Origin of the sequence: Actinopolyspora mortivallis DSM 44261 (genome assembly GCF_000384035.1) — a bacterium.
In the GTDB taxonomy this organism is placed as follows: domain Bacteria; phylum Actinomycetota; class Actinomycetes; order Mycobacteriales; family Pseudonocardiaceae; genus Actinopolyspora; species Actinopolyspora mortivallis.
The window spans coordinates 334,619-360,451 of sequence record NZ_KB913024.1 but is presented as its reverse complement, the minus strand read 5'-3'; the positions used below and the strand labels follow the sequence as shown (position 1 = coordinate 360,451).

The 25,833-nt window shown below is 70.9% G+C and carries 19 protein-coding genes and 1 pseudogene; 9 read left to right on the top strand and 11 right to left on the bottom strand.

Features of this window, described 5'->3' with window-relative positions:
• Positions 1–180 precede the first annotated feature (180 nt).
• Positions 181–2,772 carry a glycohydrolase toxin TNT-related protein gene (locus ACTMO_RS0101800; RefSeq protein ID WP_019852940.1) on the top strand — a complete coding sequence of 864 codons (2,592 nt, stop codon included), beginning with the start codon at positions 181–183 and terminating at the stop codon, positions 2,770–2,772.
• A 94-nt stretch (positions 2,773–2,866) separates the two neighbouring features.
• Here ACTMO_RS0101800 and ACTMO_RS0101795 read toward each other — a convergent pair whose 3' ends face one another.
• Positions 2,867–3,337 carry a universal stress protein gene (locus ACTMO_RS0101795; RefSeq protein ID WP_245555996.1) on the bottom strand — a complete coding sequence of 157 codons (471 nt, stop codon included), beginning with the start codon at positions 3,335–3,337 and terminating at the stop codon, positions 2,867–2,869.
• 544 nt (positions 3,338–3,881) lie between these two features.
• Here ACTMO_RS0101795 and ACTMO_RS0101790 point away from each other — a divergent pair.
• The gene (locus tag ACTMO_RS0101790; RefSeq protein ID WP_019852938.1) at positions 3,882–4,829 is read left to right on the top strand and encodes an SDR family oxidoreductase; all 948 of its coding nucleotides are present in this window, start codon (positions 3,882–3,884) and stop codon (positions 4,827–4,829) included.
• A gap of 18 nt (positions 4,830–4,847) precedes the next feature.
• On the opposite strand, the gene purH is transcribed toward ACTMO_RS0101790, so the two are convergent.
• The 7 genes and pseudogenes from purH to ACTMO_RS0101760 all read right to left on the bottom strand — a co-directional run bounded on the left by purH (position 4,848) and on the right by ACTMO_RS0101760 (position 13,998).
• Entirely contained in the window at positions 4,848–6,416 is a 1,569-nt protein-coding gene (purH, locus tag ACTMO_RS0101785) for a bifunctional phosphoribosylaminoimidazolecarboxamide formyltransferase/IMP cyclohydrolase (protein WP_026448768.1), read from the bottom strand.
• Positions 6,417–6,458: 42 nt separating this feature from the next.
• Positions 6,459–7,013 (bottom strand): annotated as a pseudogene (gene purN, locus ACTMO_RS23995) (phosphoribosylglycinamide formyltransferase); the annotation flags it as partial.
• Between the two features lie 318 nt (positions 7,014–7,331).
• Positions 7,332–8,819: a cell division protein PerM gene (locus ACTMO_RS0101780; RefSeq protein ID WP_157062766.1), complete on the bottom strand. Its 1,488-nt coding sequence runs from the start codon at positions 8,817–8,819 to the stop codon at positions 7,332–7,334.
• A gap of 141 nt (positions 8,820–8,960) precedes the next feature.
• Positions 8,961–9,797 (bottom strand): DUF5336 domain-containing protein, encoded by an 837-nt coding sequence (locus tag ACTMO_RS21805; protein WP_019852936.1) that lies wholly within the window; start codon positions 9,795–9,797, stop codon positions 8,961–8,963.
• Positions 9,798–10,079: 282 nt separating this feature from the next.
• A complete protein-coding gene (gene sucD, locus ACTMO_RS0101770) occupies positions 10,080–10,964 on the bottom strand; it encodes a succinate--CoA ligase subunit alpha (RefSeq protein WP_019852935.1) in 885 nt (294 codons plus the stop codon).
• 12 nt (positions 10,965–10,976) lie between these two features.
• Positions 10,977–12,143, bottom strand: a complete 1,167-nt coding sequence (sucC, locus tag ACTMO_RS0101765; protein WP_019852934.1) for an ADP-forming succinate--CoA ligase subunit beta — start codon at positions 12,141–12,143, stop codon at positions 10,977–10,979.
• Positions 12,144–12,306: 163 nt separating this feature from the next.
• On the bottom strand, positions 12,307–13,998 hold the full coding sequence (locus tag ACTMO_RS0101760; protein ID WP_157062765.1) for a hypothetical protein: 1,692 nt from the start codon (positions 13,996–13,998) through the stop codon (positions 12,307–12,309).
• A gap of 755 nt (positions 13,999–14,753) precedes the next feature.
• Between ACTMO_RS0101760 and ACTMO_RS0101755 the strand changes: the two genes are divergently transcribed.
• On the top strand, positions 14,754–15,488 hold the full coding sequence (locus ACTMO_RS0101755; protein WP_019852932.1) for a peptidoglycan DD-metalloendopeptidase family protein: 735 nt from the start codon (positions 14,754–14,756) through the stop codon (positions 15,486–15,488).
• 48 nt (positions 15,489–15,536) lie between these two features.
• Here ACTMO_RS0101755 and ACTMO_RS0101750 read toward each other — a convergent pair whose 3' ends face one another.
• On the bottom strand, positions 15,537–16,067 hold the full coding sequence (locus ACTMO_RS0101750) for a GbsR/MarR family transcriptional regulator (protein ID WP_019852931.1): 531 nt from the start codon (positions 16,065–16,067) through the stop codon (positions 15,537–15,539).
• A 254-nt stretch (positions 16,068–16,321) separates the two neighbouring features.
• Here ACTMO_RS0101750 and ACTMO_RS0101745 point away from each other — a divergent pair, with 254 nt between their 5' ends.
• The gene (locus ACTMO_RS0101745; protein WP_019852930.1) at positions 16,322–17,245 is read left to right on the top strand and encodes an ABC transporter ATP-binding protein; all 924 of its coding nucleotides are present in this window, start codon (positions 16,322–16,324) and stop codon (positions 17,243–17,245) included.
• Positions 17,242–18,837, top strand: a complete 1,596-nt coding sequence (locus ACTMO_RS0101740; protein ID WP_019852929.1) for an ABC transporter permease — start codon at positions 17,242–17,244, stop codon at positions 18,835–18,837. The genes ACTMO_RS0101745 and ACTMO_RS0101740 overlap by 4 nt, the downstream gene beginning before the upstream one ends.
• 147 nt (positions 18,838–18,984) lie before the next feature.
• Here ACTMO_RS0101740 and pcrA read toward each other — a convergent pair whose 3' ends face one another.
• A complete protein-coding gene (gene pcrA, locus ACTMO_RS0101735; protein WP_019852928.1) occupies positions 18,985–21,390 on the bottom strand; it encodes a DNA helicase PcrA in 2,406 nt (801 codons plus the stop codon).
• A 310-nt stretch (positions 21,391–21,700) separates the two neighbouring features.
• On the opposite strand from pcrA, the gene ACTMO_RS0101730 reads away from it, so the two are divergent.
• The gene (locus tag ACTMO_RS0101730) at positions 21,701–22,009 is read left to right on the top strand and encodes a chorismate mutase (protein ID WP_019852927.1); all 309 of its coding nucleotides are present in this window, start codon (positions 21,701–21,703) and stop codon (positions 22,007–22,009) included.
• Between the two features lie 101 nt (positions 22,010–22,110).
• On the opposite strand, the gene ACTMO_RS0101725 is transcribed toward ACTMO_RS0101730, so the two are convergent.
• Positions 22,111–22,902 carry a 3-hydroxybutyrate dehydrogenase gene (locus ACTMO_RS0101725; protein ID WP_019852926.1) on the bottom strand — a complete coding sequence of 264 codons (792 nt, stop codon included), beginning with the start codon at positions 22,900–22,902 and terminating at the stop codon, positions 22,111–22,113.
• Between the two features lie 157 nt (positions 22,903–23,059).
• Between ACTMO_RS0101725 and ACTMO_RS0101720 the strand changes: the two genes are divergently transcribed.
• The 3 genes from ACTMO_RS0101720 (at position 23,060) to ACTMO_RS0101710 (ending at position 25,576) form a co-directional block, all read left to right on the top strand.
• Entirely contained in the window at positions 23,060–23,377 is a 318-nt protein-coding gene (locus tag ACTMO_RS0101720; protein ID WP_019852925.1) for a hypothetical protein, read from the top strand.
• 444 nt (positions 23,378–23,821) lie between these two features.
• Positions 23,822–24,790 (top strand): hypothetical protein, encoded by a 969-nt coding sequence (locus ACTMO_RS21800; RefSeq protein WP_019852924.1) that lies wholly within the window; start codon positions 23,822–23,824, stop codon positions 24,788–24,790.
• Positions 24,791–24,808: 18 nt separating this feature from the next.
• Complete coding sequence (locus ACTMO_RS0101710; RefSeq protein WP_019852923.1) at positions 24,809–25,576, top strand: hypothetical protein; 768 nt, start codon at positions 24,809–24,811, stop codon at positions 25,574–25,576.
• Positions 25,577–25,833: the final 257 nt, after the last annotated feature.

The window sequence follows — 25,833 nt, the reverse complement described above, 5'->3', positions numbered from 1 at the left end:
CCCGACCAGGCCGGACGACGATGCCGCGCCCACCCGCCGCCGGTCACCCACGAGGGGGATGCCGCGCTCGTTTCGACCAGCGGAAACCCGAAAGCCGGGCGAGGTGCTCGACTGTCGATCGAGTAACGTCGACGTGGGGTGGAGTCGGAGGGCCCGGTTGAGAGGGGGAGGATGACACCCATGTCGCGCCCGACAGCGATAAGCCCGGAAGAGCAGGAACAGATAGCACGCAGGATCGGGGTCCTGCTGCTACAGGAGGCGCCCGAGGACTGGCAGCAGGTCGCCGTGGAGTACCGCGCCACCGGCGACTACCGCGATCTGCTCGCGGAAGTGACCCTGCAGGACGGCGACAGTCGGCCCTGGGAACCACCGGAGGAACTGAACGAGATCTTCGAGCACCTCCGGGAGGGCATGTACCGGCCCGACGTGGGCACCTGGCTCAGCGCGCTGTACACCGTGGAGCGTCCGTCGAGCTACCGCATCGACATCAACTTCGACGAGGAGCCCCGGTGGCAGCAGCCGCCGCCAGCCGAGGCCTACGCCGAGGAACTGCGCCGTTACCCGCGTTCCACGGACAACATTCCGGAATGGATGAACGCACGTCTGGGGGAGATGCGTCCCGACTCCGGACCGGAGAACGAGCACCAGCAGCCCGCCAGCGACGGCGAGGCCGCCCACTCCACCCCGTCGGAGCCCGTCTTCGCCGAGGAACCCCCGGTCCACCCCAGGCTGACCACGGCGCGGGTGTTCGACGACGTCGACGAGGGGGGACGTCCGCTGGTGCGGGGACGTCCTCCCCTGTCCCCCCAGGAGAGCGAACCCCTGCGGCGCTACCTGGAGAGCGCGCCGATGGTGCTGAGCACCGAGAACGGGCTCGCGGACAAACTGGACCCGAGCCGTCCGGACGCCGTTCCGAACACCTGGCACAGCGACGGGAGCTGGGTCTGGCCCGCCGCGGTGCCCTACTACCTGGCCCAGTACGGGATGCCGCCGCAGCCCGAACTCGTCCAGCACGTGCGTGCGGCGGGGTTCGCCGTCGCGGACCTGGACCCCGAGGTGTTCGAGGCGGCCACGGAGACGGCCCGCGCGGCCGAGGCGGCCGAACGTGCCGAGGGGGTCCCCGAGTCCTTCCGCGAGACCGCCGGTGGGCACGAGGACGAGCACGCCGAAGCGGTCACGACGACCATGGCCGCCGCGGCGGAACCACCCGCCTCCCGGTTCGACGAAGCCCCGCTCGAGTCCCAGCCTCCCGAACAGGTCGGCGAACCGGCGCCCCCGGAGGAGTCCACCGTGGACGACACCGTGGTGGATCCCGCCCTCCCCGAGGAGAGTGATACCTCCTCGTCCGAACCGCCCGTCACCGAGCGGTCCTCTCCGCAGGCCGAACCACGGTCCTCCGGTGAGGCGGGAGCCGCCTCCCGCCACGGACGCAGGGACGAACCGGAGGAGGACTCCGAACTGATCTTCGCCCAGCTGCGCGACAGGCTCGGGGAGCTCGGGGTACCCGCCTCCGAGTACGGCCTCGGCGTCCGCTCCGAGGAGGTCTGGTCGCTGTTCCAGGAGGGAACCGAGTGGATCGTCACCGCCCCCGGTGACGACGAGACCCTGAGCTTCACCCGCCCCGACCAGGCCTGCGCCTACCTGCTGGGGAGTCTGCTCCTGACGGAGGCGGAGGAAACCACCGCCCCGGGGGGCTCCCCGGGTGCCGAACTCCCCTCCACGCGGACGGATCCGGAGGCCGCCGCGGACACCGAGCCGTCCGAGGAGCCGACACGGGACACCGCACCGTCCACCGGGGACGGAGCGCCCGAGCCGAGCCCGCTTCCCGCCGAGGAGGACCTCCGCCCCGGAACGAGGGAGGACACGGTCACCGGCCCGGACAGCGGAGGGAACTTCCTGTTCACCGCGACCGAGGCCCGCCCGGAGGAACCGGACTCCTCCGGCCGCGAGGACGCGGCCCGCTCCGCCGCTCCTTCCGAGGACGACGCACCGACGGCGTCTCCCACCACGTCCGGACCCGAGGAGTCAGCGGACGCCGCCGTCACCACTCCCCCGCCGGGGCAGATGCCTCCTCCGCTTCCGAAACGCCAACCCCGCCCCGAACAGGGCGGCCCCGCCGAGCAACCGGAACGTCCGGCCCCCTCCGAGGGCCCGGTCGGGCCCCAACCTCCCGCCGCTGCCCAGCCACCGGCCGGTGGCGAGGGACAGCCTCCCGGAGGAGTTCCCCCCACCCCACCGCCCGGAGCCGTACCGCCTCCGCAGGCACGGCCGATGCCTCCGAACGCGCCGGGTGCTCCCCAGCCGGGACAGCCCACCCCGGCACCGGTTCCGCCGTCGGCCCCGAACGGCCAGAGCCCCGGGGGACAGTCGCCCGGAGCACCGGCCGCACCTCCCCCACGCACGGCTGGTGACCAGCCGATCCAGCCGCTGCGGGGGGAACCGCCGCTGACGCTGTACCGCAACAGGCAGACCATGGTGTTGCAGCCGGGTGCGGAGCTGGACCGGTTCGGCGAACCGGACGGCAACGTCATGTACGCGATCCGCACGCCCTACAACCAGCGTTCGCTGCCTCCCCAGTGGGCGAGCCGCAACTACTTCGCCTACCGCGTGCAGCGCCCCGTGCAGGTGCTGGGCGGCACGGCGGTTCCGTGGTTCGAACAGCCCGGCGGGGGCACGGCCTACGTACTGCCCGCCTCGGTCAACGAGCTGCTCGCCGACGGCACCCTGGTCGCGTTGTCGGGCAACGAAGCGGCACGTCCCCCGATGGAGTAGCGGGGATCCCGTTTCCCGGTGCGCGGGGTGGCTACCGGGGGCTACCGGCTGAGCCGCCGGGCCACCCCGCCCGCACCACGGCGGAGGGCGAGGGTCACGGCACGACCACGACCGGCCTGACCGCCTCGACCACGAGCGTGGCCGGTACGGTGCCGAGCAGGCCGCCACGGCGGCGGGAACGGCCGACCACGATGAGGTCGGCCCGGTAGTCCTCGGCCACACGCTCCAGTCCGACAGCCGGATCCCCCCGGTGGTGGACGAAGTCCCAGTCGATGTCGACCCACTGCAGGTGGGTGACGAGTTCCCGCTTCAGGTCGGCCACGAGGCTTTCGGCGGCCTCGCTGGCCACGGCCACTCCCATCGGCGACCAGTAGGCCACCCCGCCCACCGCTTCGACGTAGACGAGCACCAGGCGGGAGCGTTCCCGGCGAGCCAGTCCGGCCGCCCACGCCGCGGCGTGGAAACTCGCCGGGCTGCCGTCCATTCCCACGACGATGCCGCCCAGCCCGTCCTTGCCGATCTCGAAACTCGGCTCCGTGTTCTCCGTGGAGTCGTTTTCGGCCACGCCCGGATGGTAGTCGGCGCGCACGGTTCGATCGTGGCGGTAGGACATGTTCGACATTCGGAACGAACGGGAGGTTCCCCCGAACGTTCGAAGCCGTTCGTCCTGGGCGCCCGCCCCCGGCCGCACGCGGGACCCGGCGACGGGCGACCGCGAAACACCCCGTACAAAACACGGTCGCCCGCCTCCGGCGGCACCCGCACGTCGCTTCGGACGTCCACCCCGCATCGGACAGGACGCCGGGTGACCGTCCGGAAGGTACCGCTCGTGTCGTATGAGAACACGACACGTCCCCCGACACGGTGGCCGACCCCCGACGTCGGCCACCGTGCTGTTCGAACTCGTGTTCGAACAGCCTCAGTAAACCGCATTCGGCACCGCCGGTCAAGTTGATCATCCGAAAAGGGGAACGGACCGGTCGACAGCGGACAGTCCCCGGCACACGGACAACTCCCCGTCCGAGGACACCGGTTTCCGTGTTCCCCGGCGGGGTCCGGACGTGCTTTCCTCGACACGGACACGACACCGAACACGACGATGGGCAACAATGACCGACCAGCACCGCTACCTGGTCATCGGCTCCGGAGGACTCCAGGGAGCCGCCGTGGCCGAGAAACTCGGAGCCGCCGGGCACGAGGTACGCGGCTTCACCAGGGGCGGCGCCCCCTCCGCGACGACGACCACGGTGTACGGGGACCTGGCCGACCCGGACGGGTTACGACGGGCCTTCGAGGGGATCACCCACGCCTCGGTGGTGCTCCCACTGGTGTTCGACCGGGAACTCGTCGAAACCTACGCCACCAACATCGCCACCGCCGCCCGCCGGGCGGGGCTACGGCGGATCGTGCACAACACGAACCTCCCGCTGCCCGCGGAGGTCACCCGCTACGACGTCTACGAGACCAGGCGGATCGCCGAGCGGATCCTGCGCGACAGCGGGGTGCCCGTCGTGGTGCTGCGCCCGACGGTCTACCTGGACAACATCTTCAGTCCCTGGAACGGGCCCGAGCTGGTGAACCACGGGGTGCTGTCCTACCCCTTCGCCCCGGACCGGAAGGTCGCCTGGCTCTCGCACGAGGACCTCGCCACGGCCACCGTCGCAGCGCTGACGCGGGAGGGCCTCGAACACACGGTGCTGCCGCTGACCGGCGGGCAGGAGGTGACCGGCCCCGAACTCGCCGGCCTGCTGGGCGCGGAGCTGAACGACGAGGTCACCTTCCGGCCACTGACGGCCACCGGATTCGAGGCCATGTTGCGCGGCCCGCTCGGTGCCCGCACGGCGGCCGGGGTGGCGGGCATCTACCACTGGCTGGACGAACACCCCGACTCCGAGCTGTTCCGCGCCGACCCGACCGCCGAGCGGGTCCTCGGATTCCGCCCCACCCCGATCGGGGAGTGGATACGCACCCGGCCCTGGCGGGTCTGGAGGGAACCGCAGGAGGACGGTCCGGCTCCCGGCGGTGACCCCGGGCTCACCCGCCCGGGGACCGCGTAAAACACCTCGGCACGGTCCTCAGTGGGCGAAGTGCCTGGTGCCGGTGAGGTAGAGCGGAACACCGGCGGCGGCCGCCGCCGCGGTCACCTCCTCGTCCCGCACCGAACCACCGGGCTGCACCACGGCACGCACCCCCGCGTCGATGAGCACCTGCAAGCCGTCCGGGAACGGGAAGAAGGCGTCCGAAGCCGCCACCGCGCCACCGGCGCGGTCCCGGGAGCGGGACACCGCCAGCCGGGCCGCGTCGACCCGGTTCACCTGCCCCATCCCGACGCCGACGGTGGCTCCCCGGTCGGCCAGCAGGATCGCGTTCGACTTCACCGCACGGCAGGTTCGCCAGGCGAACTCCAGGTCCCGCAGGGTTTCCGCGTCCACGGGCTCCCCTGCGGCCAGAGTCCAGTTCGCCGGGTCGTCACCGGAGACGTCGATCTCGTCCGCGCCCTGAACCAGCAGACCCCCCGAGATCGCACGCATCTCGACCCGCCCCGGCTGCGGCGGCTGGGCCGTGAGGATGCGGACGTTCTTCTTCTTCTGGAGCACCTCCAGAGCGCCCTCGGCGTAGCTCGGGGCCACCACCACCTCGGTGAAGACCTCGGAGATCTGCTCGGCCATCGGCACCGAGACCTCGCTGTTGGTGGCGATCACACCTCCGAAGGCACTGACCGGATCGCACTCGTGGGCCTTGCGGTGGGCCTCGGCGACGTCGGTGTCCGAGACGGCGATGCCGCAGGGGTTGGCGTGTTTGATCACGGCGACACAGGTGCGCGCGTGGTCGTGCGCGGCCCGCCAGGCGGCGTCGGCGTCCACATAGTTGTTGTAGGACATCTCCTTGCCGTGCAACTGGGCCGCGGCGGCCAGTCCGGTCGCCTCGCCGCCGGAGACGTACAGGGCGGCGGGCTGATGCGGGTTCTCCCCGTAGCGCAGTGCGCTGCGCCGCTGCCAGGTCTCACCCATCCAGCCGGGGAAGGTCTCCTCGCTGTCGCCGGTGCGCCGGGTCATCCATCCGGCCACGGCCACGTCGTAGGAGGCGGTGTGGCGGAACGCCGCCGCGGCCAGCCGCGCCCGCTCGGTGTCGTCGAAACCTCCCGCGCGGACCCGCTCCACGACCCACTCGTAGTCGTTCGGGTCCACCACCACCGCCGTGCTGCCGTGGTTCTTGGCGGCGGCACGCACCATCGCCGGACCACCGATGTCGATGTTCTCCACGATCTCGTCCGGTTCCGCGCCGGACTCCACCGTGCGGACGAACGGGTACAGGTTGACCACGAGCAGGTCGAACGGGGGGATGTCCAGTTCGGCCAGCTGCTCGACGTGCTCCCGCCTGCGCTGGTCCGCCAGCAGACCGGCGTGCACGCGCGGGTGCAGGGTCTTGACCCTGCCGTCCAGGGTCTCGGGGAAACCGGTGAGCTCCTCGACCGGTGTGACGGGAACTCCGGCGTCCGAGATCGTCCGGGCGGTCCCTCCGGTGGAAACGATCTCCACTCCGGCCGCGTGCAACCCGGTGGCCAGTTCGAGCAGGCCCGACTTGTCCGAAACACCGAGCAAAGCACGCCGCACCGGTCGCTGTTGCTGCGAACTCGTGGTCACGCCGATACTCACCTTTCGTCCCCGCACGGTCCACCCGTGCTCTGCCAACCGTTGCAGCGTTCGCACCAGCGTCCGTCGTTCCTCGACCTTGATCCGCTCGTGCAGACTCCGCTCGTCGTCGTCGGGCAGCACCTCGACCGCCTGCTGTTCCAGGATCGGTCCGGTGTCGACTCCCTCGTCGACGACGAACAGGGTGCAGCCGGTCACCCGGACACCGTAGTCGAGCGCATCCCGCACCCCGTGCATTCCGGGGAAGGAGGGCAGCAGGGCGGGATGGCTGTTGAGGTAGCGGCCCCCGAACCGGGCCAGGAACCCGGTCCCGACGAGTTTCATGAACCCCGCCGAGACCACCAGGTCCGGCTCGTGGGCGGCGCACTCCTCGGCGAGTGCCCGGTCCCACTCCTGTCGACTCCCGTAGTCCTTCAGTCGACAGGTGAACGTGGGAACACCGGCCCGCTCGGCACGTTCCACGCCGGTCGTCCCGGCGCGGTCCGCGCCCACGGCGACCACCCGCACCGGATAGTTCGGGTCCTCGGCGGCGTCCAGCAGCGCCTGCAACAGGCTGCCGGACCCGGACACCAGGACGACCACCCGCATCGGGCCGGTCGGCCGAAAACTTCTGCCGCCGGACTCGTCCGGCAGTACGCTGTCCCGCTCCGTGGCGGTGGGGAGTGGGGCGCTCAGTGTGCACTCCTGACGACGGCCTTGAGATTTTCCGCTTGATGCCACACGCAGACTAAGCGCCCGGTTCGCGATCACCACCGGCAGGGTCCTTCGGCGGTGGTGTGCCACGCGACGACTCCGTCCGGACGTTTTCCCTGATCCCACCGCCTGGGACAACGGCACCGAGAAAGCCCGGTCCGCCGCGACGGGAACCTCACACACCGCTCCGGCGCGGGAGGGAACCCGCCGGGTTCACTCGGGCAGCGGCAGCCGCTGCCGGTCGGCTTCCTCCTCCGACGGGAAACCCTCCTCCACGGCGGGAACGCCCTCCGCCTCCGTGGGGAACGGCGAGACGCACTCCGGGGCGGGGTCCTCCGCAATGGACTCCCCCGCCGCGGCGTCGTCCCCCTCGACGTCGGAGGAGCACTCCTCCTCTTCGCGGACGGTTCGACCGTCCGGCTCCTCCCCGTCCTCGGCGGACTCCCCGGACGGGTCGGGCCGCTCCGTCGGCTCCTCGCCGGTGTCCCCGTCCGAGGGGGCGGGAGGCGACTCGGCGAGCTCGTCGCCGTCGCCGGTGTCCCCGCCGGTCCCGAACAACCGGGCCACCGGGACGGCCACGGCCGTCAGCCAGCCGGTCGTGGCCAGCGCCGCCACCACGGGCCGCAACGACAACGGGCCGTACACCCCGCCGAGACCTCCACCGGAGACCAACGTCGCCACCAGCACGAACAACCCGGCGCACAGTCCCGCGTACAGCAGCACCCGACTGCCGTCCCGCGCGACCTCCCGACGGCAGCACACCCCCACCACGACTCCGGCGAGCAGCGGTGCGGACAACACGCCGAGCGCGGGCGTGGTGGGAGGTTCCTCCGGCAGGAGGCCGAACAGCGGCAGCACCGGAAGCGGCCTGTCCAGTGCCCCCGCGAACGGGGTGAGCACGGTGTCCCCGAACGCGAGTCCCGTCCCGGTGGCGAACGTCCAGGCCCCGAACACCGCGTTCGGCACGTACAGCACCGCGAGCACGGTCGCTCCCCATCCCGCGCCGACGCTGCCCAGGGCGACCGAACGGGCCTGCACCTCCGGCAGGTTCAGCGTCAGCGCGGTGAGCAACACCGCCGCTCCGGCGGCGACCACGCAGGCACAGCACGACGCGCCCACCCGCACGGCGGGCCACATGCCGCGTGGAAGACGCTGCCACAGCAGGTAGAGCACTCCGCACCGGTCCACCGTGCCCGCCAGCGCGGCGGCGCAGGAGAGCAGGGCGCAGTGCAGCCAGGCCTGCGTGAATCCGGCCCTCACCGGGGCTTGCAGCAGCTCCAGCGTCGAGACGCACGACAGGCCGGTCAGCGTGTGGAACCCGCCGGTGGCCAGCACCAGCGGAAGGAGCTGTCTCGGCTGGCGCAGGCGACAGCGCCGGGCCACCCGGGCCGCGCTCCAGGCGATCGCCGCCACGAGCAGCAGGGTCGGCAGCAGCGGCAACGCGCTCAACGGTGCCCCGTCGATCCGCAGCGGAACCCGGAACGCGGCCAGCCAGCCCGGAACGGCGGAGAGGACGACGGACCACGAGAGCTCGGCCCGCGGGGCCGCTCCGACGATCACGGCGACCAGCGCGACCGTGGCCAGGCATCCCGCCACCGTGACCAGAACGGCCGCGACCAGGGCTTCCCGCACCGTGCGAACCCACCACCGGCCCGGTCGGGGCTCGGCAGTGTCCTGCTGAGCGGAATCGAGTGCCCTCACACGATCGAAGGTGTCACCCGACCCGCGAACAGCGCGGACGACGCGCCGAAAAGCTCACCCGGACGAGCGATCAAGTTCTTCCGGACCCCGGCTCCCTCTCCGGGAGGGCGGCTGACCGGTCCCGCTCACACCGGAGGGTTCTCACGCACCCGGCCCGCCGGGAGGTCGCTGCCCGGGGTGGGGAATCTGCTGGGTGCCCTGCGGACCTTCCTGGGTTCCGCCCTGCTCCTCCGCCGGAGGCTGCTGCTCGTAGGGGTGGGACCACCCCTGCGGGGGCCCGGCGTAGGGGTTCCCGGGCTGGGCCTGCTGCGGAGGGGACGGCTGGGAGTGCGTCGGCGGTTGTGCCTGGGGGGGTTGGGGTTGTGCGTAGGGCGGCTGGGGTTGGCCGAACTGACCGGCGGGGGCAACGCCCTGCTGCATGCCGCCGGAGGCCCAACCACCCTGGTTCGCTCCCGGCTGTTGGACCGGCTGCGAACCGGTCTGCGGATTCCAACCACCCGGTTGTTGGCCGGGACCCTGCTGACCACCGGCTCCGGGGTGGGTCACCTGTTGCGTGGCCGCGGCCGCTCCCGCCTTCGGCGGGGTCAGCAGCTCGTACTCGAACAGCAACAGCCCCACCACGGCCACCGCCTGGAGCAGGGCGCACAACACCAGCACGACCCCCACGGCCCCGGGATCGCTGCCCACGATCACGCTCTGCAACACCGACAGCGCGGCGTAGACCGCGGCGGGGACCATGGCCACGAGGCAGGACGGCACCCGGGGCAGCAACCACATCCCGGCCAGCACGGCCACGGTGACCATCCCGAGCCCGGGAAGTCCCGCCGTCAGCGCCCCGGCCGGACCGAAGAACCCGAGAAACCAGCCGACCAGCCCCAGACCGGCGGCGGCGAGCGCGAGCACCGACTTCGCGTTCGGTTCGAACCACCCCACTCCGGTGGATCCGGACGGCTGGGGAGGGGGGTAGGGGGCGGGCATGGGAAACTCCATCCTTGGCCGGGCGGTCGTGTCGGGAAGGCTCCGCCGTCCCGAGGTCCGGGGACGGCCGTGCGGCGGGGTCTCCCGCCTCCCGTCGGGTCCCGCTCGGAGCGGACTCACGGCCGGTCGGGCGGGAGCACGCCGACGTCTCGATCACGACGGTACCGAAACCCGAAAAACAGTCACAACGACGGCGCGCGGAAGAGGCGCGGACACACACGGGCGCCGCCCGGCACGGTTGTTCCCCTGCTGGACGGCGCCCGGAACGAGAACCCGCGGCACTCAGCCGCCGAGAATCGAACGCATCAGCCTGGCGGTCTCGCTCGGGGTCTTGCCGACCCGGACCCCGGCGGCCTCCAGGGCCTCCTTCTTCGCCTCGGCGGTCCCCGCCGAACCGGAGACGATGGCCCCCGCGTGGCCCATCGTCTTGCCCTCGGGGGCCGTGAAGCCCGCGACGTAGCCGACGACCGGCTTGCTGACGTTGTCCTTGACGTACTCGGCGGCCCGTTCCTCGGCGTCCCCGCCGATCTCGCCGATCATGACGATCGCCTCGGTCTCCGGGTCCTGCTCGAAGGCCCGCAGCGCGTCGATGTGGGTGGTTCCGATGACCGGGTCACCGCCGATGCCGACACAGGTCGAGAAACCGATGTCCCGCAGCTCGTACATCATCTGGTAGGTCAGGGTGCCGGACTTGGAGACCAGCCCGATCCTGCCTGTCGAGGTGATGTCGGCCGGGATGATGCCGGCGTTGGACTTGCCCGGCGAGATCACACCCGGGCAGTTCGGCCCGACGATGCGGGTGCGGTTGCCGGTGGCGGTGGCGTGCGACCAGAAGTAGGCCGCGTCGTGCACCGGGATGCCCTCGGTGATCACCACGGCGAGCCCGATCTCGGCGTCGATCGCCTCGATCACGGCGTCCTTGGCGAACTTCGGCGGGACGAACACCACGGAGACGTCCGCCCCCGTCTCGGTCATCGCCTCCTTGACGCTGCCGAAGACGGGCAGCCGACTGCCCTCGATCTCGACGGTCTGCCCCGCCTTGCGGGCGTTCACACCGCCGACGATGTTCGTTCCGGAGCGCAGCATCCGAGCCGTGTGCTTGGTGCCCTCGGAACCGGTGATCCCCTGGACGATGACCTTGCTGTTTTCGTTGAGAAAGATTGACACGGCGCTCGCCCCTTATTTGCCCGCAGCCAACTCGGCGGCCTTGTCGGCCGCGCCATCCATGGTGTCCACCAGTGTGACCAGCGGGTGGTCGGCCTCGGCCAGGATTCGCCTGCCCTCCTCGACGTTGTTGCCGTCGAGCCGTACCACCAGCGGCTTGGCCGCCTCGTCCCCGAGCATCTTCAGCGCCTGGACGATTCCGTTCGCCACCGCGTCACAAGCCGTGATGCCGCCGAAAACGTTGACGAAGACGGACTTCACGTCCGGATCACCGAGGATGACGTCCAGCCCCGCGGCCATGACCTCGGCGGAGGCACCGCCCCCGATGTCGAGGAAGTTGGCCGGCTTGACGTTGCCGTGGTCGGCTCCCGCGTAGGCGACCACGTCCAGTGTGGACATGACCAGACCGGCACCGTTTCCGATGATGCCGACCTCGCCGTCCAGCTTGACGTAGTTGAGGTCCTTGGCCTTGGCCTTGGCCTCCAGCGGGTCCTCGGCCCCCTCGTCCACGTATTCGGACTGCTTGGAGTGGCGGAACGCGGCGTTGTCGTCGAGACTCACCTTGCCGTCGAGGGCGATGACCTTGCCCTGCGGGTCCTTGACCAGCGGGTTGATCTCGAACAGGGTCGCGTCCTCGGCCACGAACGCCTCCCAGAGCCGGGCGACGATCTCGGTGACCTGGTCGGCGATCTCCGTCGGGAACTTGGCGGCCTCGACGATCTCGCGGGCCTTGGCCTCGTCCACGCCCCGGATGGGGTCGATGGGGATCCTGGCCAGCGCCTCCGGCTTGGTGGCCGCGACCTCCTCGATCTCCATACCGCCCTCGACCGAGGCCATCGCCAGGAAACTGCGGTTGGCACGGTCGAGCAGGAACGAGAGGTAGTACTCGTCGGCGATGTCGGAGGCCTCGGTGACCAGCACCTGGCGTGTGGTGTGGCCCTTGATGTCCAGGCCGAGGATCGCCTCGGCCTTGCTGCGGGCCTCGTCCGGGGTCTCGGCCAGCTTGACACCGCCGGCCTTTCCGCGCCCTCCGGCCTTGACCTGGGCCTTGACGACCACCGGCCCGCCGATCTCTTCCGCGACTGCCTGGGCCCCGTTGGGATCCGTGGCCACGGAACCGGGCAGTGTCGGTATTCCGTGGGAGGCGAAGATCTCCTTCGCCTGGTATTCGTACAGGTCCACGCGACTCTCCTGCGACGTCGGTGTCGGACTCCGGTAACCATATCGACCTGCGAGAACGACAGAAGCAGCGCACCCGGTGAACTCGCTCACCCACACCCGCCCACGACCGGGCAATTCGCCCGGAACGACGCGGTGCCGGGAACGCGGAGCGGTCAAGCTCACATCAACGGCGCGGCCGCCCGGCCACGACCGCCCCGAGCACGGCCAGCACCAACCCGGCCGCCGCGCACCACAGACCGGGTCCCGGGACCGCACCGGGGATGCCCGGCGCGGTCAGCGGAGCCTGCGCGAGCCGGACACCGAGCACGAGCGCACTTCCGACCAGCAGTGCCGCCGCCCGTGGCCGGCGGGAGAACGGCACCGGGACCAGTCCCGCGAGCACCACGAGCAGTGCCGCGAGCAGCCCCCAGGAGGCGATGCCGAACTCACCGAACACGCCCAGCGGCACGTAGTCGGGTGCCCGCAGCACCGGCAGGACGAACGCGGCCGTCGCCAGCCCGGCCAGCGGCAGCACCACCGCGAGGAGGGGACGGTTCGGGCGGAGCTCACTGAGGTCCACCTCGTCCCGTTCGGCCCCTCCGGCCATCCCGGCGCACACCGCCGCGGCCCCGGACAGCGGGAGCGCGGCCACCGTCAGCCACACCCCGAGCGGCATCAGATCGGCGGGGGTGGCCCCGGCCACGTGCAGCACGATGTCCAGACTCGCCGCCCCACCCAGCGGGATCACGGCCCACGCGACGGTCACGGCGGGGCGCAGTACCGTTCCCCGGGCAGACAGCACGCTCAGCCCGAGCAGGGCGAACACGCATCCGGCCACCAGCAGCACCCGCGGATCCGTGTACTCGCCCAGTCCTGCGGAGCCGTCCGGGGTGCGTAGCTGGGGCAGCAGCGCCGCGAGCAGGGCCAGCACCCCCGCCGACGAGGCCACCACCCCAGTGAGGCGGGTCAGCCGCCTCGGCGCGGGAAGGCTGAGCTCGCCCGAACCGGTGGGCGAAGTTCCCGTTCTCCCCGCGAGCAGGGCCATGGCCAGGAAGGCGAACACGGCGAGCAGTTGGGCGAGTGTTCCCCATCCCACCGCCAACTCCGGGTGGACCAGTGCCGCTGCCAGCACCGGAACGCTCCTCGCGGTCAACGCGCCGGCCAGCCCCAGCAGGCCGGCGCGTGCCGTGTGGGGATCGGCCGAGCTCACCACCGAACCGGCCACCAGGGGCACGGACAGGGCCAGCAGCACCTCGCCCGTGAACACGGCGGGAGCGGCTCCGGGCCCCACCTCGGTGAACACGAAGGGATCCTCGGAGGTGAAGCGGGCGAGCAGGGAGCCGACCGCGGCGAGTGCCGAGGCACACAGCACTCCGGTGAACAGCCGCTGTCCGGCGACGGGAGCACCGCTCTCGGAGTTCGTCCCGCTCACGGGGCCGGACGGGGCTGCCAGGGCGCCCGCCACGAGGAAGCCAACCCATCCGAGCAGGTACGCCCAGGTGCCGAGGCCGGGGTCCAGGGGGCGCAGGCTCCGGGGCAGGAACAGTTCCGGAGTGGGGGCCAGGGCGGGGTCGAGCAGTAGTTGCACACCGTCGAACAGTCCGCCCACCGCCACGGCGCCCGTGGCGAGCAGCACCGCGCGGGCGGCGGCGGGACGCCGTCCACGCAGGTGGAACACGGCCAGGGCGGGGCAGAGCGCCCCGCACAGCACCAGCACCGGCCACGAGGGGTAGGCGGGGGGCACCTCGGGTGAGACCACGCCGACCAGAGGGGCGGCTCCGAGGCACAGCGCGGCGACGAGGGCGACACCACCCGCCACGCGCAGTCGTCGGGTTCCCTCCTCGGCACCGACAAGACGGTCCACTGTAGTATTCATGTCCGATTTTCCGGGTTGACCGGACCCGACCACGGTTCCGGGCTCGGTTCCTGGCTCGTGACCGGAACGGGCGTCCACCGTGGTGACGCTAACAACCCCACCGGCCCTCGCCCGGCCCGCCCCGGAACGCGCCGGGAAGCACAGGGATAACGAATTCATCTTTTCGAGCTAAGCGGCAACCCCCGCCGATCACGACGAAACGTGCCGAACGTTCGACCCATAGTGACCAGGTCACCGATCGGTCACTCGGAACAACCACCGCCCCTCACCGGGGAACGGCCACACCGCGTTGTGACATGAAACACTTTTTTATTTTTTCGGACCTCCTCCCCGTCCCCGTGACAACCACCAGAAAGTCCTCAATGGACAGAAAAGGAGGTCACGAAACGCCAGGAGAACAACCGTCCTCATGGGACGAAATCAGGTGGTGCACCGCCAAACCCCGCAACGGCCCGCCCGTTCCGGAACCACCACGCGGAAGACGGGGCCATGATCGGGATTTGCTCCCGGTGGGCTTCCTTGGTTAATGTCCCGACGTCCGTTGTCACAGTCAGATCACGAACAGGGACAAAAGCCGGTTACCCCGACCGGCCCGGACTCCCCCATCCGGCCCTGTGGTCCGACTCCCCGAGACGGAAGGTCAAGCCTTGACTCGACACCGCTCCCCCGGCGGTCAACAGAACACCCCGGTTCAACAGCATCGCTCGGAAGGAGAGTCCACACCGGACCGATCGCGGAACTCGACTCCGCCCTCGGTGTGGCGCGGCAGGATCGTGGTGGCCGCCGTGGCGGCCGGTGCCTTCGCCGCCGCGGGCCAGGCGATGGCCGCCGAACAGGGCCAGTCCGAACCACAACAGGACGACTACGCCCCCCTGGCCTCCGGCGAGAAGGCGGCCGCCTCCCTCGGAAGTGTCGTCGGAGCCGAGGAGAAGTCCTCCTCGGACGGTTCCGACGAGCCGAGCGGCGTCGGTGGCGCCGCCCCCTCCCCCGAGATACTCCCCGTGGCGCGGACCGCCGACACCGAGAACGAGGTCCGCCAGCTCGCCAAGAGCCAGCAGGTCGAGCGCGCCCGCGAAGCCGCCATCCGCGAGGCCCGCCAGCCCGACTACGTCGCCCCCGCCCAGGGGGTGTTCACCTCCGGCTTCGGCGGGCGCTGGGGCACCACCCACTACGGCATCGACATCGCCAACAGCAAGGGAACCAAGATCGCCTCGGTGGCCGAGGGAACCGTGATCGAGGCGGGACCGGCCAGCGGCTTCGGGCTGTGGGTACGTGTCCAGCACCCGGACGGAACGATCACCGTCTACGGCCACGTGCACAGCATCACCGTCACGGAGGGGCAGAAGGTGGAGGCCGGCGACCAGATCGCCACCATGGGCAACCGTGGCTTCTCCACCGGAACCCACCTGCACTTCGAGGTGTGGAACCCGAGCGGCAAGAAGATCAACCCGCTGCCGTGGCTCAACGCGCGAGGGGTCAGCGTCACCTGATCCTCCCCGGGGGCTCGTCGTCCGGGGGTTCCCACGGGCGACGAGCCGTCACGGGCTGTCGGCGGAGTCCTCCTCCGGGGCCGCCCCGTGCCCGTCCCGCTGGGCGCGCCACCTGTCCATCAGCTTCGGCAGCTCAACCCGCAGGAACTCGAAGAACCGCCGGGTCTCGTCCAGCCGACTTCCGGCCCTGGTACCGGCCCCGAGTGCGGCCACTCCCTGCCGCAGGGTCTCCTCCCAGCCCCCCAGCTGCTCGTCCCGGCGGGCGAAGGCCTCGTACCACATGTCGTCGCGCACCCGGTAGTGGTCGCGCCGGCTCCCCGGTTCCCGTTCCCGCACCAGCAGCCCCACGCGGATCAGGTAGCGCACGGCACCGGACACGGCGGCCGCGCTGACCCCCAGGGACTCCGCCAGTTCCGCGGCCGTGCACGCCCCGTCCTCGGAAACCAGCACCCGGACGAACACCCGGGCGGCCATGCGGGGGAAACCGCCCTGGGCGAGGTCCAGCGCGAAGCGCTCCACGAACCTGGCGACGGCCTGCTCGTCAGGACACGGCGCGGAGCTCGATGTTGTCTCGGACATCGCTGCCTCCCACACCACTCGACCGCGTCCTCAACGAGATTTACACATTTTCTAAATTTCACAACCATGTGAACGCAGTCCAGCTTAACAGCACCGCCGCCACGGGGTCAGCACCCCGCTTCCGGGCGCACCCTCGCGATTCATCTTATTCACAAATTTGTGAAAAAACTGTACGCTGTGGAGGACGGCAACCGACACCAGCGGCGCCCGGCGGCCGAACGGCCCCGGACGATCGACGAACCGAAAGGACCGCCGTGACCCGACCCACCGCCATAGCCGTCTCCGGACTCACCAAGAACTTCGGCACCACCAGAGCGCTCGACGGACTCGACCTGACCGTGCGCTCCGGGGAGGTGCACGGCTTCCTCGGTCCCAACGGAGCGGGCAAGACCACCACCATCCGCATCCTGCTCGGACTGCTGCGGGCCGACGGAGGGAGGACCCGGCTGCTCGACGGCCACCCCTGGCACGACGCCACCGAACTGCACCGCCGGGTCGCCTACGTCCCCGGCGACGTGACCCTCTGGCCCGGCCTCTCCGGCGGGGAGGTGATCGACCTGCTCGGAAGACTGCGCGGCGGGATCGACCCCGCGCGCAAGGAGGAACTGCTGGAGAAATTCGCCCTCGACCCGCGCAAGAAGGCCCGCAGCTACTCGAAGGGCAACCGACAGAAGGTGGGGCTGATCGCCGCCCTGGCCTCCGAGGCCGAGTTGTTGGTCCTGGACGAGCCGACCTCGGGACTGGACCCGCTCATGGAGGAGACCTTCCGCGAGTGCGTCCGGCGGCAACAGCGCGAGGGACGCACCGTGCTGCTGTCCAGCCACGTGCTCTCCGAGGTCGAGGCCCTCTGCGACCGCGTGACGATCGTCCGGGAGGGCAGCACGATCGAATCCGGCAGCCTCTCCGAGCTGCGCCACCTCACCCGTGTCTCGGTCAGCGCCGAGCTCGCCCGCGTGCCCACGGGCCTCGACGAGCTGCCCGGCGTCCACGACCTCGAACTCGACGGCACCGAACTGCGGTGCGAGGTGGACACACCGGCGCTGGACGGGCTGCTGCGCCGCCTCACCGAGGCGGGGGTGCGCGGGCTCACCAGCCAGCCTCCCTCGCTGGAGGAGCTCTTCCTGCGGCACTACGACCACGGACCCCTGGACACCTCCCACCGGGGAGCCGCCCGATGAACGCACTCCACGGAACACGGGACCTCGTGCGGCTGATCCTGCGCGTGGACCGCGTACGCCTTCCCGCGTGGATGGCCGGGGTGACGCTGTTCCTGCTGGGCAGCGTGGCCTCCTTTCCGGCGGCCTACGACACGGCCGCCGAACGGCAGGCACGCGCGGCCCTGATGGACAACCCGGCCACCGTGATCCTGACCGGTCCCGGATACGGACGGGAGGACTACACCTACGGCGCGATGGTGGCCAACGAGATGGGCGGCATGACCGCCGCGCTCGTCGCACTGATGAGCGTTCTTCTCGTGGTGCGGCACACCCGCCACGAGGAGGAGCGGGGACGGGCCGAACTGGTGCGGGCCGCCGTGGTCGGACGGCACGCTCCCCTGGCCGCCGCGTTGCTCACGGTCTTCGCGGCCGACGTCGTGCTGGGGCTCGTGCTCGGTCTCGGGCTGCCCGTGGTGCTGCCGGAACTGAGTGTGGGCGGTTCCCTGCTGTTCGCGGCCGGGCTGAGCGCGGTGGGGGTCGTGTTCGCCGCGCTGGCCGGGGTGACCGCCCAACTCATGGAGCACGGACGGGCGGCGAGCGGTCTCGCCGCTGCCCTGTTGGCCGCCGCCTACGCGCTGCGCGGAGCGGGTGACCTCGGGGACGGGACGCTGTCCTGGCTGTCGCCCATCGGCTGGGCCCAACGCACTCGTTCCTATGTGGATGGAAGGTGGTGGCCGCTGTCCCTGGCGCTCGTGCTGACGGCGCTGCTGGTGGTCACCGCCTTCCTGCTGCGCTCCCGGCGGGACGAGGGGGCTGGGCTCGTGCGGGGACGCCCGGGCAGGGCCACGGCCGCACCGTGGCTGTCCGGACCGTTCGCCCTGGCACTGCGTCTGCGACGTGGCCCGCTCACGGGCTGGACGGTGGGCTTCGTGCTCTTCGGGGCCTTCGTCGGAGCGATCGCCGAGCAGGCGGCCGAGTTCGCGGCGGACAACGAGCTGGCCCAGCGAATGCTGGCGCAGAACGGGCAGGCCGGATCCGCCGAGACCGTACTGGCCACCTACCTGGGGCTGATGGCGCTGGTCTCCACGGGATTCGCGTTGCAGTCGGTCGCCGCGCTGCGCGCCGAGGAGACCACGGGCCGCCTCGACCCCCTGCTCGGCGGATCCCCCCTGTCCCGGGGCGGATGGATGCTGTCCAACCTGGCGGTCACCCTGGTCGGCAGCGGAACCGTCCTCGGTTCGGGAGGTCTCAGCGCGGGACTGGTCCACGCGACGAACAGCGGCGAACCCTGGGAGGCGGCACGACTTACGCTGGCCGCGCTGGCCCACCTGCCCGCCGTGTGGGTACTGGCGGGGCTGGCCGCCGCCCTGTTCGGCGTGCTGCCCGCGGCGGGCGGGCTCGGATGGCTGGTCCTGGCGGGCAGCGTGTTCGTGGGGATGTTCGGACCGCTGCTGCGGCTTCCCGACTGGGTCGCGGACCTCTCCCCGTTCACCCACACCCCCATGCTCCCCACCGGGGACCCGCATCCGGTCTCGCTGCTCGCGCTGACCGCGGTGGCGGCGTTGCTGACCACGGTCGGTGTCCTCGCCTTCCGGCGGCGCGACACGGCCTGATCCCTCCCGGCACGGCCGGAGTCGTGACCGTGCCGGACGGCGGCGAATTCGGCGACGGGCTCAGCAGCCACCGGGAGGTGTGGCCCCGGCAACGACGGAACTCACCCGTTTTCCGGAGTCGGCGCGGCGTGGCCGAAAGGCCCGGCCTCAGAGTTTGACCAGCGGCACGTTACCGATCAGCATCAGGCGCACCTTGCCCGCGTCCCCGAAGTCGATGGTGGCAGTGGCACGGGCCCCCTCCCCCTCGGTGGAGACCACGGTGCCCAGTCCGTACTTGTCGTGGTTGACCCTGTCCCCGGCGGAGAGCTGGATCGGAACGGCGTTCTTCCAGCCGGAGGACGAGGCCGCCCGCTCGCCGCGCGAGGCCCCCGCACCCGCCGGGCCCCTCCGGGAGGACCAGTCACTCCGCTCGCGCGGAGCGGAACGCTCCCGCTCCGTCCTGCGCCACTCCACCAGGTGCTCCGGGATCTCGGTGAGGAACCGGGAGGCGGGGTTGGTGACCGGCTGGCCCCAGGCCGAGCGCATCAGCGCGCGGGAGAGGTACAGCCTCCGGCGGGCGCGGGTGATCCCCACGTAGGCGAGCCTGCGCTCCTCGGCGAGCTCCTCGGGATCGCCCAGCGCCCTGGTGTGCGGGAACACCCCGTCCTCCCAGCCGGTGGCGAAGACGACGGGGAACTCCAGCCCCTTGGCCGTGTGCAGCGTCATCAAGGTCACCAGGCCGTCGCCGTTCTCCGGCAGGGCGTCCGCGTCGGCGACCAGTGAGACCCGCTCCAGGAAGGTCCCGAGCGATCCGGGGGCGAGCGCGGCGTCGTCGGCCTCGTCCTGCCCGGGCTCGTCCGCTCCGGCCTCCTCCCCGGGAGAGACCGCGTTCACCCCGGTGAACTCCCGCGCCACGGAGATCAGCTCGTCCAGGTTCTCCACCCGGCTCGCGTCCTGCGGATCCTCGCTGCTCTCCAACTCGGCCCGGTATCCCGTGCGGGCCAGCAGCGTCTGGAGCAGTTCCGCCACCTCGGTGGAGGGCACGAGCTCGCGCAGCTCGTCCAGCAGGTCCACGAAACCGGAGACCGCCCGCGCCGAACGGGCGTTCAACCGCTCGATCCTGCCCTGGGCCCCGTGTCGCAGCGCGGCGGCGAAGGAGATCCGCTCCCGGTCGGCGTACTCGGACAGTACCGTCTCGGCCCGCTGGCCGATCCCCCGCTTGGGCACGTTGAGGATCCGCCGCAGGCTCACCGAGTCGTCCGGGTTGTCCAGCACCCGCAGGTAGGCCAACGCGTCCCTGATCTCGCGGCGCTCGTAGAAGCGCACCCCACCGATCACCCGGTAGGGCAGCCCCAGCCGGATGAAGACCTCCTCGAACACGCGCGACTGGTTGTTGGTGCGGTAGAACACCGCGATGTCGTTGAACGTGGCCGCGCCCGAGTCGACCAGCCGGTCGATCTCGGCGGCCACGAAGGCCGCCTCGTCGTGCTCGTTGTCAGCCACGTAACCGACCAGCGGATCGCCCTCGCCGGACTCGCTCCACAGCCGCTTCTCCCTGCGTCCCGTGTTCGACCTGATCACGGAGTTGGCCGCGGACAGGATCGTCTGGGTGGAGCGGTAGTTCTGTTCGAGCACGATGGTGTGCGCCTGCGGGTAGTCCCGCTCGAACTCCTCGATGTTGCGGATCGTCGCCCCGCGGAAGGCGTAGATCGACTGGTCCGCGTCCCCCACCACGCACAACTCCGCCGGGGGGACCCCACCGGCGTCCTCCCCGGTGCCGACGAGCTCGCGCACCAGCACGTACTGGGCGTGGTTGGTGTCCTGGTACTCGTCGACGAGGATGTGGCGGAACCTCCGCCGGTAGTGCTCGGCCACCGCCGGGTGCTCGCGCAGCAGCTCGACGGTGCGCATGATCAGGTCGTCGAAGTCCAGCGCGTTGGACTGCTGGAGACGGCGTTGGTAGGCGGCGTAGAGTTCGGCGACCCTGCGTTCCTGGTCGTTGTCCGCCTGTTCGGCGGCGGTGGTCGGGTCGACGAGCTCGTTCTTCAGCTGGGAGATCCGCGCGGCCATGCCGCGCACCGGATAGCGTTTGGAGTCCAGCTCCAGGTCCCGGGCCACCATCGTGATCAACCGACGCGAGTCGTCCGCGTCGTAGACGGAGAAGTTGCCGGACAGCCCGAGCGTTCCGGCCTCGCGCCGCAGCACCCGCACACACATCGAGTGGAAAGTGGACACCCACATGGCGTTGGCACGCCGGCCCACCAGGTCGGCCACCCGCTCCTTCATCTCCGTGGCCGCCTTGTTGGTGAACGTGATCGCCATGATCTGGCCGGGATGCACTCCGCGTTCGTCCAGCAGGTGGGCGATCCGGTGGGTGAGCACCTTGGTCTTGCCCGAACCGGCCCCGGCCACCACCAGCAGCGGTGAGCCGCCGTGCAGCACCGCCTCCCGTTGCCGCGGGTTCAGACCGGTCAGCAGGTCCCCGGCGGAGCTCTGGTGCGCACCACCGTGCGCGGCGGGGGTGTCTCCGGAGCCGGTGGGGTCCTCTGCGGGAACGTCGAACAGGGTGCTCATCGGTAGTTCAGCGTACCGCCCGCGTTCTCCCGCACGGGCACAACCGCAGTGACACCCCGGGGCCCGACGGAATCGTTCACCCCGACGCCTTTCCCTCGAAAGTGTGATCCGACCGGGAGTCGAGTTGGTTTCGTTCCCACCGGTGTGGCAGACTGGCGACGTGCTTACGCGGATCGGTCAGTTTTTCTACGGGCCCGGGACTCCGGCGCCCGTAGCTGCGTGAGCTCCAGACTACGAAGCCCCGGAGTCCTCGGACCCGGGGCTTTCGCTCATCCGGGTCGGGACCGGGGTCGACGAGCCGGAGGACGACATGAACACCTCTGTGAACAGCGACCAGGGCAACCGCGACACGTCCGAACCCGAGTGGCCCGCCACGGAGAACTCGGTCGACGAACTGCGCGACGAGATCGACCGGATCGACGACGAGCTCCTGCGCCTGATCAAACGACGTGCCGAGATCTCCCACCGCATCGGGGCCGCGCGGATGGCCGAAGGCGGCCCGCGCATCGTCTACAACCGCGAGATGGACGTCCTCGCCCGCTACCGTGAGCTCGGGGCCGAGGGCCGCGAACTGGCCATGATCCTGCTGCGGCTCGGCCGCGGCAGACTGGGGCACTGACCACCTCCCCGAACCGGTCCCGATCCCCGGAACACCCCGTGCGGAGAGCCCGTGGACGGACGGCGACGGCGGGGCCGCTGCCGGGGACCGGAACGGGAGGGCTACTGGGCCATCCACCCTCCGTCCATCGGCAGCGAGGAACCGGTGATCGACGTGGCCGAAGGGCCGCACAGCCAGGCCACCAGTTCGGCCACCTCCTCCGGTTCCACCAGCCGTTTGACCGGGGTGCGGGAGAGCAGCACGTCCTCGACCACCTGCTCGCGGGGAACCCGGTGACGCACCGCGTGATCGGTCACCTGCTGCTCCACGAACGGAGTACGCACGTATCCCGGGCAGACGCAGTTCGAGGTGACCCCGTGGCCGGCCGCCTCCACGGCGACGGTCTTCGACAGCCCCTCCAGGCCGTGCTTGGCGGTGACATAGGCACTCTTCAACGGGGAGGCCCGCAGGCCGTGCACCGAGGATATGTTGACGATCCGTCCCCACCCCCTGTGGTACATGCCGGGCAGAGCCGCACGGATGATCCGGAACGGCGCCTGGACCATCACCGCCAGCAGCAGGGAGAACATCTCCGGCGGGTACTGGTGTACCGGCGCCACGTACTGTAGTCCCGCGTTGTTGACCACGATGTCGACGTTCTCGCCCAGTTCCGCCACCGATTCGGGGACGGACAGGTCGACGACGGTGTACCGAGCGCCGATGGCGGTCGCCACGGCCTCCACGGATTCGGCGGCGCGGTCGACGAGCAGCACGTCGGAGCCCTCGGCCGCCAGTCTTCTCGCCACGGCCGCTCCGATCCCGCTTCCCGCTCCGGTAACGAGCGCCCGTTTGCCCGCCAGTTCTCCCGCGGATCCGGAGTTCTCCCGGAACGCGGCAGCCGAGCTGTCACCCATATCAGCAACGTAATGGGCGTGCCGGTCGGTATCCAACAGCCGCACAGGGGGTTTTCACTGCGGCATCCGAGGGTCGGCCCACTGTGTCAGCCCGGGCGGGGCGGAAAAACCCACGGTCGTGCTACCGGCACGGGACGGACGCAGGCAGACTGGACACATGGGAACGCTCATCAACGTGGTCGCCTTACTGGTCACCCTGGTCGCCGTGCTGGTCTCGGCCGGGCACGCGGGGTATCTGGCCCTGGTGTACGGTGCGGCGCGGAAACGGCCCGGTGGGGAACCCACCGCGCGTTTCGCCGGAAAACGCGCCCCTCTCGCGGGAGCCGCCCTGGCAGGGGCGCTGCTGGCGCTGCTGATATCCAGCGGAGGTGTCGCCGCCGACGTGATCGCGATCCTGCTCGGCGGGGCGAGCGGACTCGGCTCGTTGAAGGCCCTGTCGAGCACCCGAGCGGACTTCCACCACGGTCGGTACTAGGGAACATCCGCACGATCGCTCTCGACCTCATGTAGTCGCGATACTCCGCGCGCTGCCCAGTCGGAGGACTCTCCTGCCCCACAACGGCGGCACAACCCAACCACGACCACGTTACGTACCCAGAACGACCCGTTGCGTACACGTTTGTGGCCCCGCATAGCCTGTGTGCCGTGATCGTCGTACAGCGGTGTCCCGGAACGAGAGGCGGGACCGTCCGGTCTCCTGCCACGGCCGACGAGAGTGGAGCACGCCGACGGCCGCCCGCCCGGCTCGACGGGAGGCGATCCCCACCGCCACGGCGGTGGGGAAGGGGCGCTGCCCGGTCCCCTCCGACGCCCTCGGGGACGAGAACGCGGGGCATCACCCCGACACGAATCCAGCTTCGCAAAACGTCCGTGTGAGGCGAACGGTTCGACACGACACGGGACGGAAAGTCGGGTCGCGATGGACAGCGCCAAGCCGAACGGCTGGTCGGGGGAACTCGACGAACCCTCGACACGCCCCCCGGAAGAACGATGCGCCCCCGAACGACGGTGTGTGCGGCTGGGAACCCACACGACGGCACCCCGGCACGGTACCGGAGATCCCGTCCGGGGGAACGCCGCGGAACCGTGGGACATGCTGCACGAGCTGGACCTGGGCATGGTCCCCGCCTCGGTGACACCGCCCCGGACCTGGCGGCGGGCCGCGTGGTTCGCGGTGACGGCCTCGGCCGCCACCCTGTGCGGGATCGTGTTCGCCACGGCCGCCCTCGCCCCGCATCCGGAGACCCGGACCACGGCCGAACCGGTACGAGTGCCACGCGGGCACGAGTACCCCTTCCCATCCCACGGGGAGGCGAGCTCCCCGGAGAAGCACGCTCCCTCCACCACCCGACCCGACCGACGGATGCTCGTGCCGTCCACACCGGCAACGGACACGTCACGCCGGGAACACCCCGCACAGCACACCGGCACCCCGGACGACACGGCCACGTGGCAACGCGCACCGCTGCCTCCACCGGCGGAAGCCTCCCCGACGCGGCCTCCGGACACCACGGAGGAGAGGACTCCGCTCCCCCCCTCCACGGAGACCACTCCCGCCCGGGGTGAGCAGTACGCCGTGACGACCCGCTGGTCCCGGATGCGGGAACTCACCGAGCGGTACTTCTCCGCCGTGGCGGCGGGAGAACTACGCGCGGCCTACCGCATGACCGGGGGCCGTCTCCACGAGGCGGGATTCACGGAGTTCTCCTCCCGCTACGAGGACGCCGGGCACATCGGGGTCTCCACGACCACCGTGGAACCCGAGGGCACCGTGACGGAACTGCGGATCACTCGCGGAGAGGAGACGGAAACGGTCCGGCGCAGACTGAGATTCGACGCGAACCAGCGGCACGTGGTGGCCGACCTGCCCGCCACCGGGAGTCGGTGACGAACGAGAGGACAGGACATGCCGGGATCAACACGACGGGAATCCCCGCACGATCTCGGGGACACGGTTCACCCCTCCGAGGTGGGGACCTCCGGCTCCGCCCGCACACCGACGACGGCCCACTCCCTCTCCCCGGTCGGAGGAACCGACACCCGTCTTCCGCACCCGACGCGGGTCACCGTGCGGACCCTGTGGACACTGCTCGCGCTCGGAGCGGTGGGAGTCACCACGAGCCTGCTGGAGGCCTCGATCGCACCACACTCGCGCGGCCCCGATCGGGCGGAGGAACAAACCCGCGTGACCCCTGTCCGGGACTCGGAGGCCCTGCGGCTCGGCACCCTGTTCGACGAGGCCGGGTGGCCCGGGATGCGTCCGGGCGACTCGCTGCCGGAGGAGGCCGCGCGCTTCGGGAACTCACGCGGAATCGTCGCCGAGAACCACGTGGCCAATCCCTCGGCGGGCAGTGCCCGCTCGGCGACCAGGCTGGTCCGGAAGTTCTACCGCCTGCTGGAGGACGACCCCGCCCGGGCGTTGACGCTGGTCTCGATACGGCTGACCGACCGGCAACGGACGGAGATAGTCCACGGCTGGAGCACGCTGGGCTCCGTGGAAGCCCACGAGATCACCGTGACCGCCGAGGGCAGGGTGCTGGCCACCGTCGCCGTCGACGGCCCCGCCGACACCAGGATCGCGCTGCGGCACTCGTTCTCGGTCACCCCGGGCAGCGATCCCACGATCTCGCGGGTGTGGCTCCGCGCCGCCCGGTTGCGCCACGTGGCGGGCTGAGCAGGCAACGCGGGGAGACCGGAAGTGTGCGGGGTCTCGGCACCACCGCACCACCGAACGAACACGGGCGGACACCTCCCGTCAGAAGTCCACACGTTCGAAGACGGGACGGCTACCGGGAGAACACACGCCGGTCGGTATTCTCGCGACGATGCGGCAACGACCACCCTGTTTCCGGTCTCGCCGGTTCGGGGACGAACGGACGGGACCGTGCCTGTCGGAACACGACGCGGTGGTCGGCGCGCGGGAACACCGGA

What these genes read in the sequence shown, in the direction of transcription:
- ACTMO_RS0101800 (WP_019852940.1), top strand. Translation starts at nt 181, where the DNA reads ATGTCGCGCCCGACAGCGATAAGCCCGGAAGAGCAGGAACAGATAGCA.
- ACTMO_RS0101790 (WP_019852938.1), top strand. Translation starts at nt 3,882, where the DNA reads ATGACCGACCAGCACCGCTACCTGGTCATCGGCTCCGGAGGACTCCAG.
- ACTMO_RS21805 (WP_019852936.1), bottom strand. Translation starts at nt 9,797, where the DNA reads ATGCCCGCCCCCTACCCCCCTCCCCAGCCGTCCGGATCCACCGGAGTG.
- ACTMO_RS0101760 (WP_157062765.1), bottom strand. Translation starts at nt 13,998, where the DNA reads ATGAATACTACAGTGGACCGTCTTGTCGGTGCCGAGGAGGGAACCCGA.
- ACTMO_RS0101750 (WP_019852931.1), bottom strand. Translation starts at nt 16,067, where the DNA reads ATGTCCGAGACAACATCGAGCTCCGCGCCGTGTCCTGACGAGCAGGCC.
- ACTMO_RS0101740 (WP_019852929.1), top strand. Translation starts at nt 17,242, where the DNA reads ATGAACGCACTCCACGGAACACGGGACCTCGTGCGGCTGATCCTGCGC.
- pcrA (WP_019852928.1), bottom strand. Translation starts at nt 21,390, where the DNA reads ATGAGCACCCTGTTCGACGTTCCCGCAGAGGACCCCACCGGCTCCGGA.
- ACTMO_RS0101730 (WP_019852927.1), top strand. Translation starts at nt 21,701, where the DNA reads ATGAACACCTCTGTGAACAGCGACCAGGGCAACCGCGACACGTCCGAA.
- ACTMO_RS0101725 (WP_019852926.1), bottom strand. Translation starts at nt 22,902, where the DNA reads ATGGGTGACAGCTCGGCTGCCGCGTTCCGGGAGAACTCCGGATCCGCG.
- ACTMO_RS0101720 (WP_019852925.1), top strand. Translation starts at nt 23,060, where the DNA reads ATGGGAACGCTCATCAACGTGGTCGCCTTACTGGTCACCCTGGTCGCC.
- ACTMO_RS21800 (WP_019852924.1), top strand. Translation starts at nt 23,822, where the DNA reads ATGGACAGCGCCAAGCCGAACGGCTGGTCGGGGGAACTCGACGAACCC.
- ACTMO_RS0101710 (WP_019852923.1), top strand. Translation starts at nt 24,809, where the DNA reads ATGCCGGGATCAACACGACGGGAATCCCCGCACGATCTCGGGGACACG.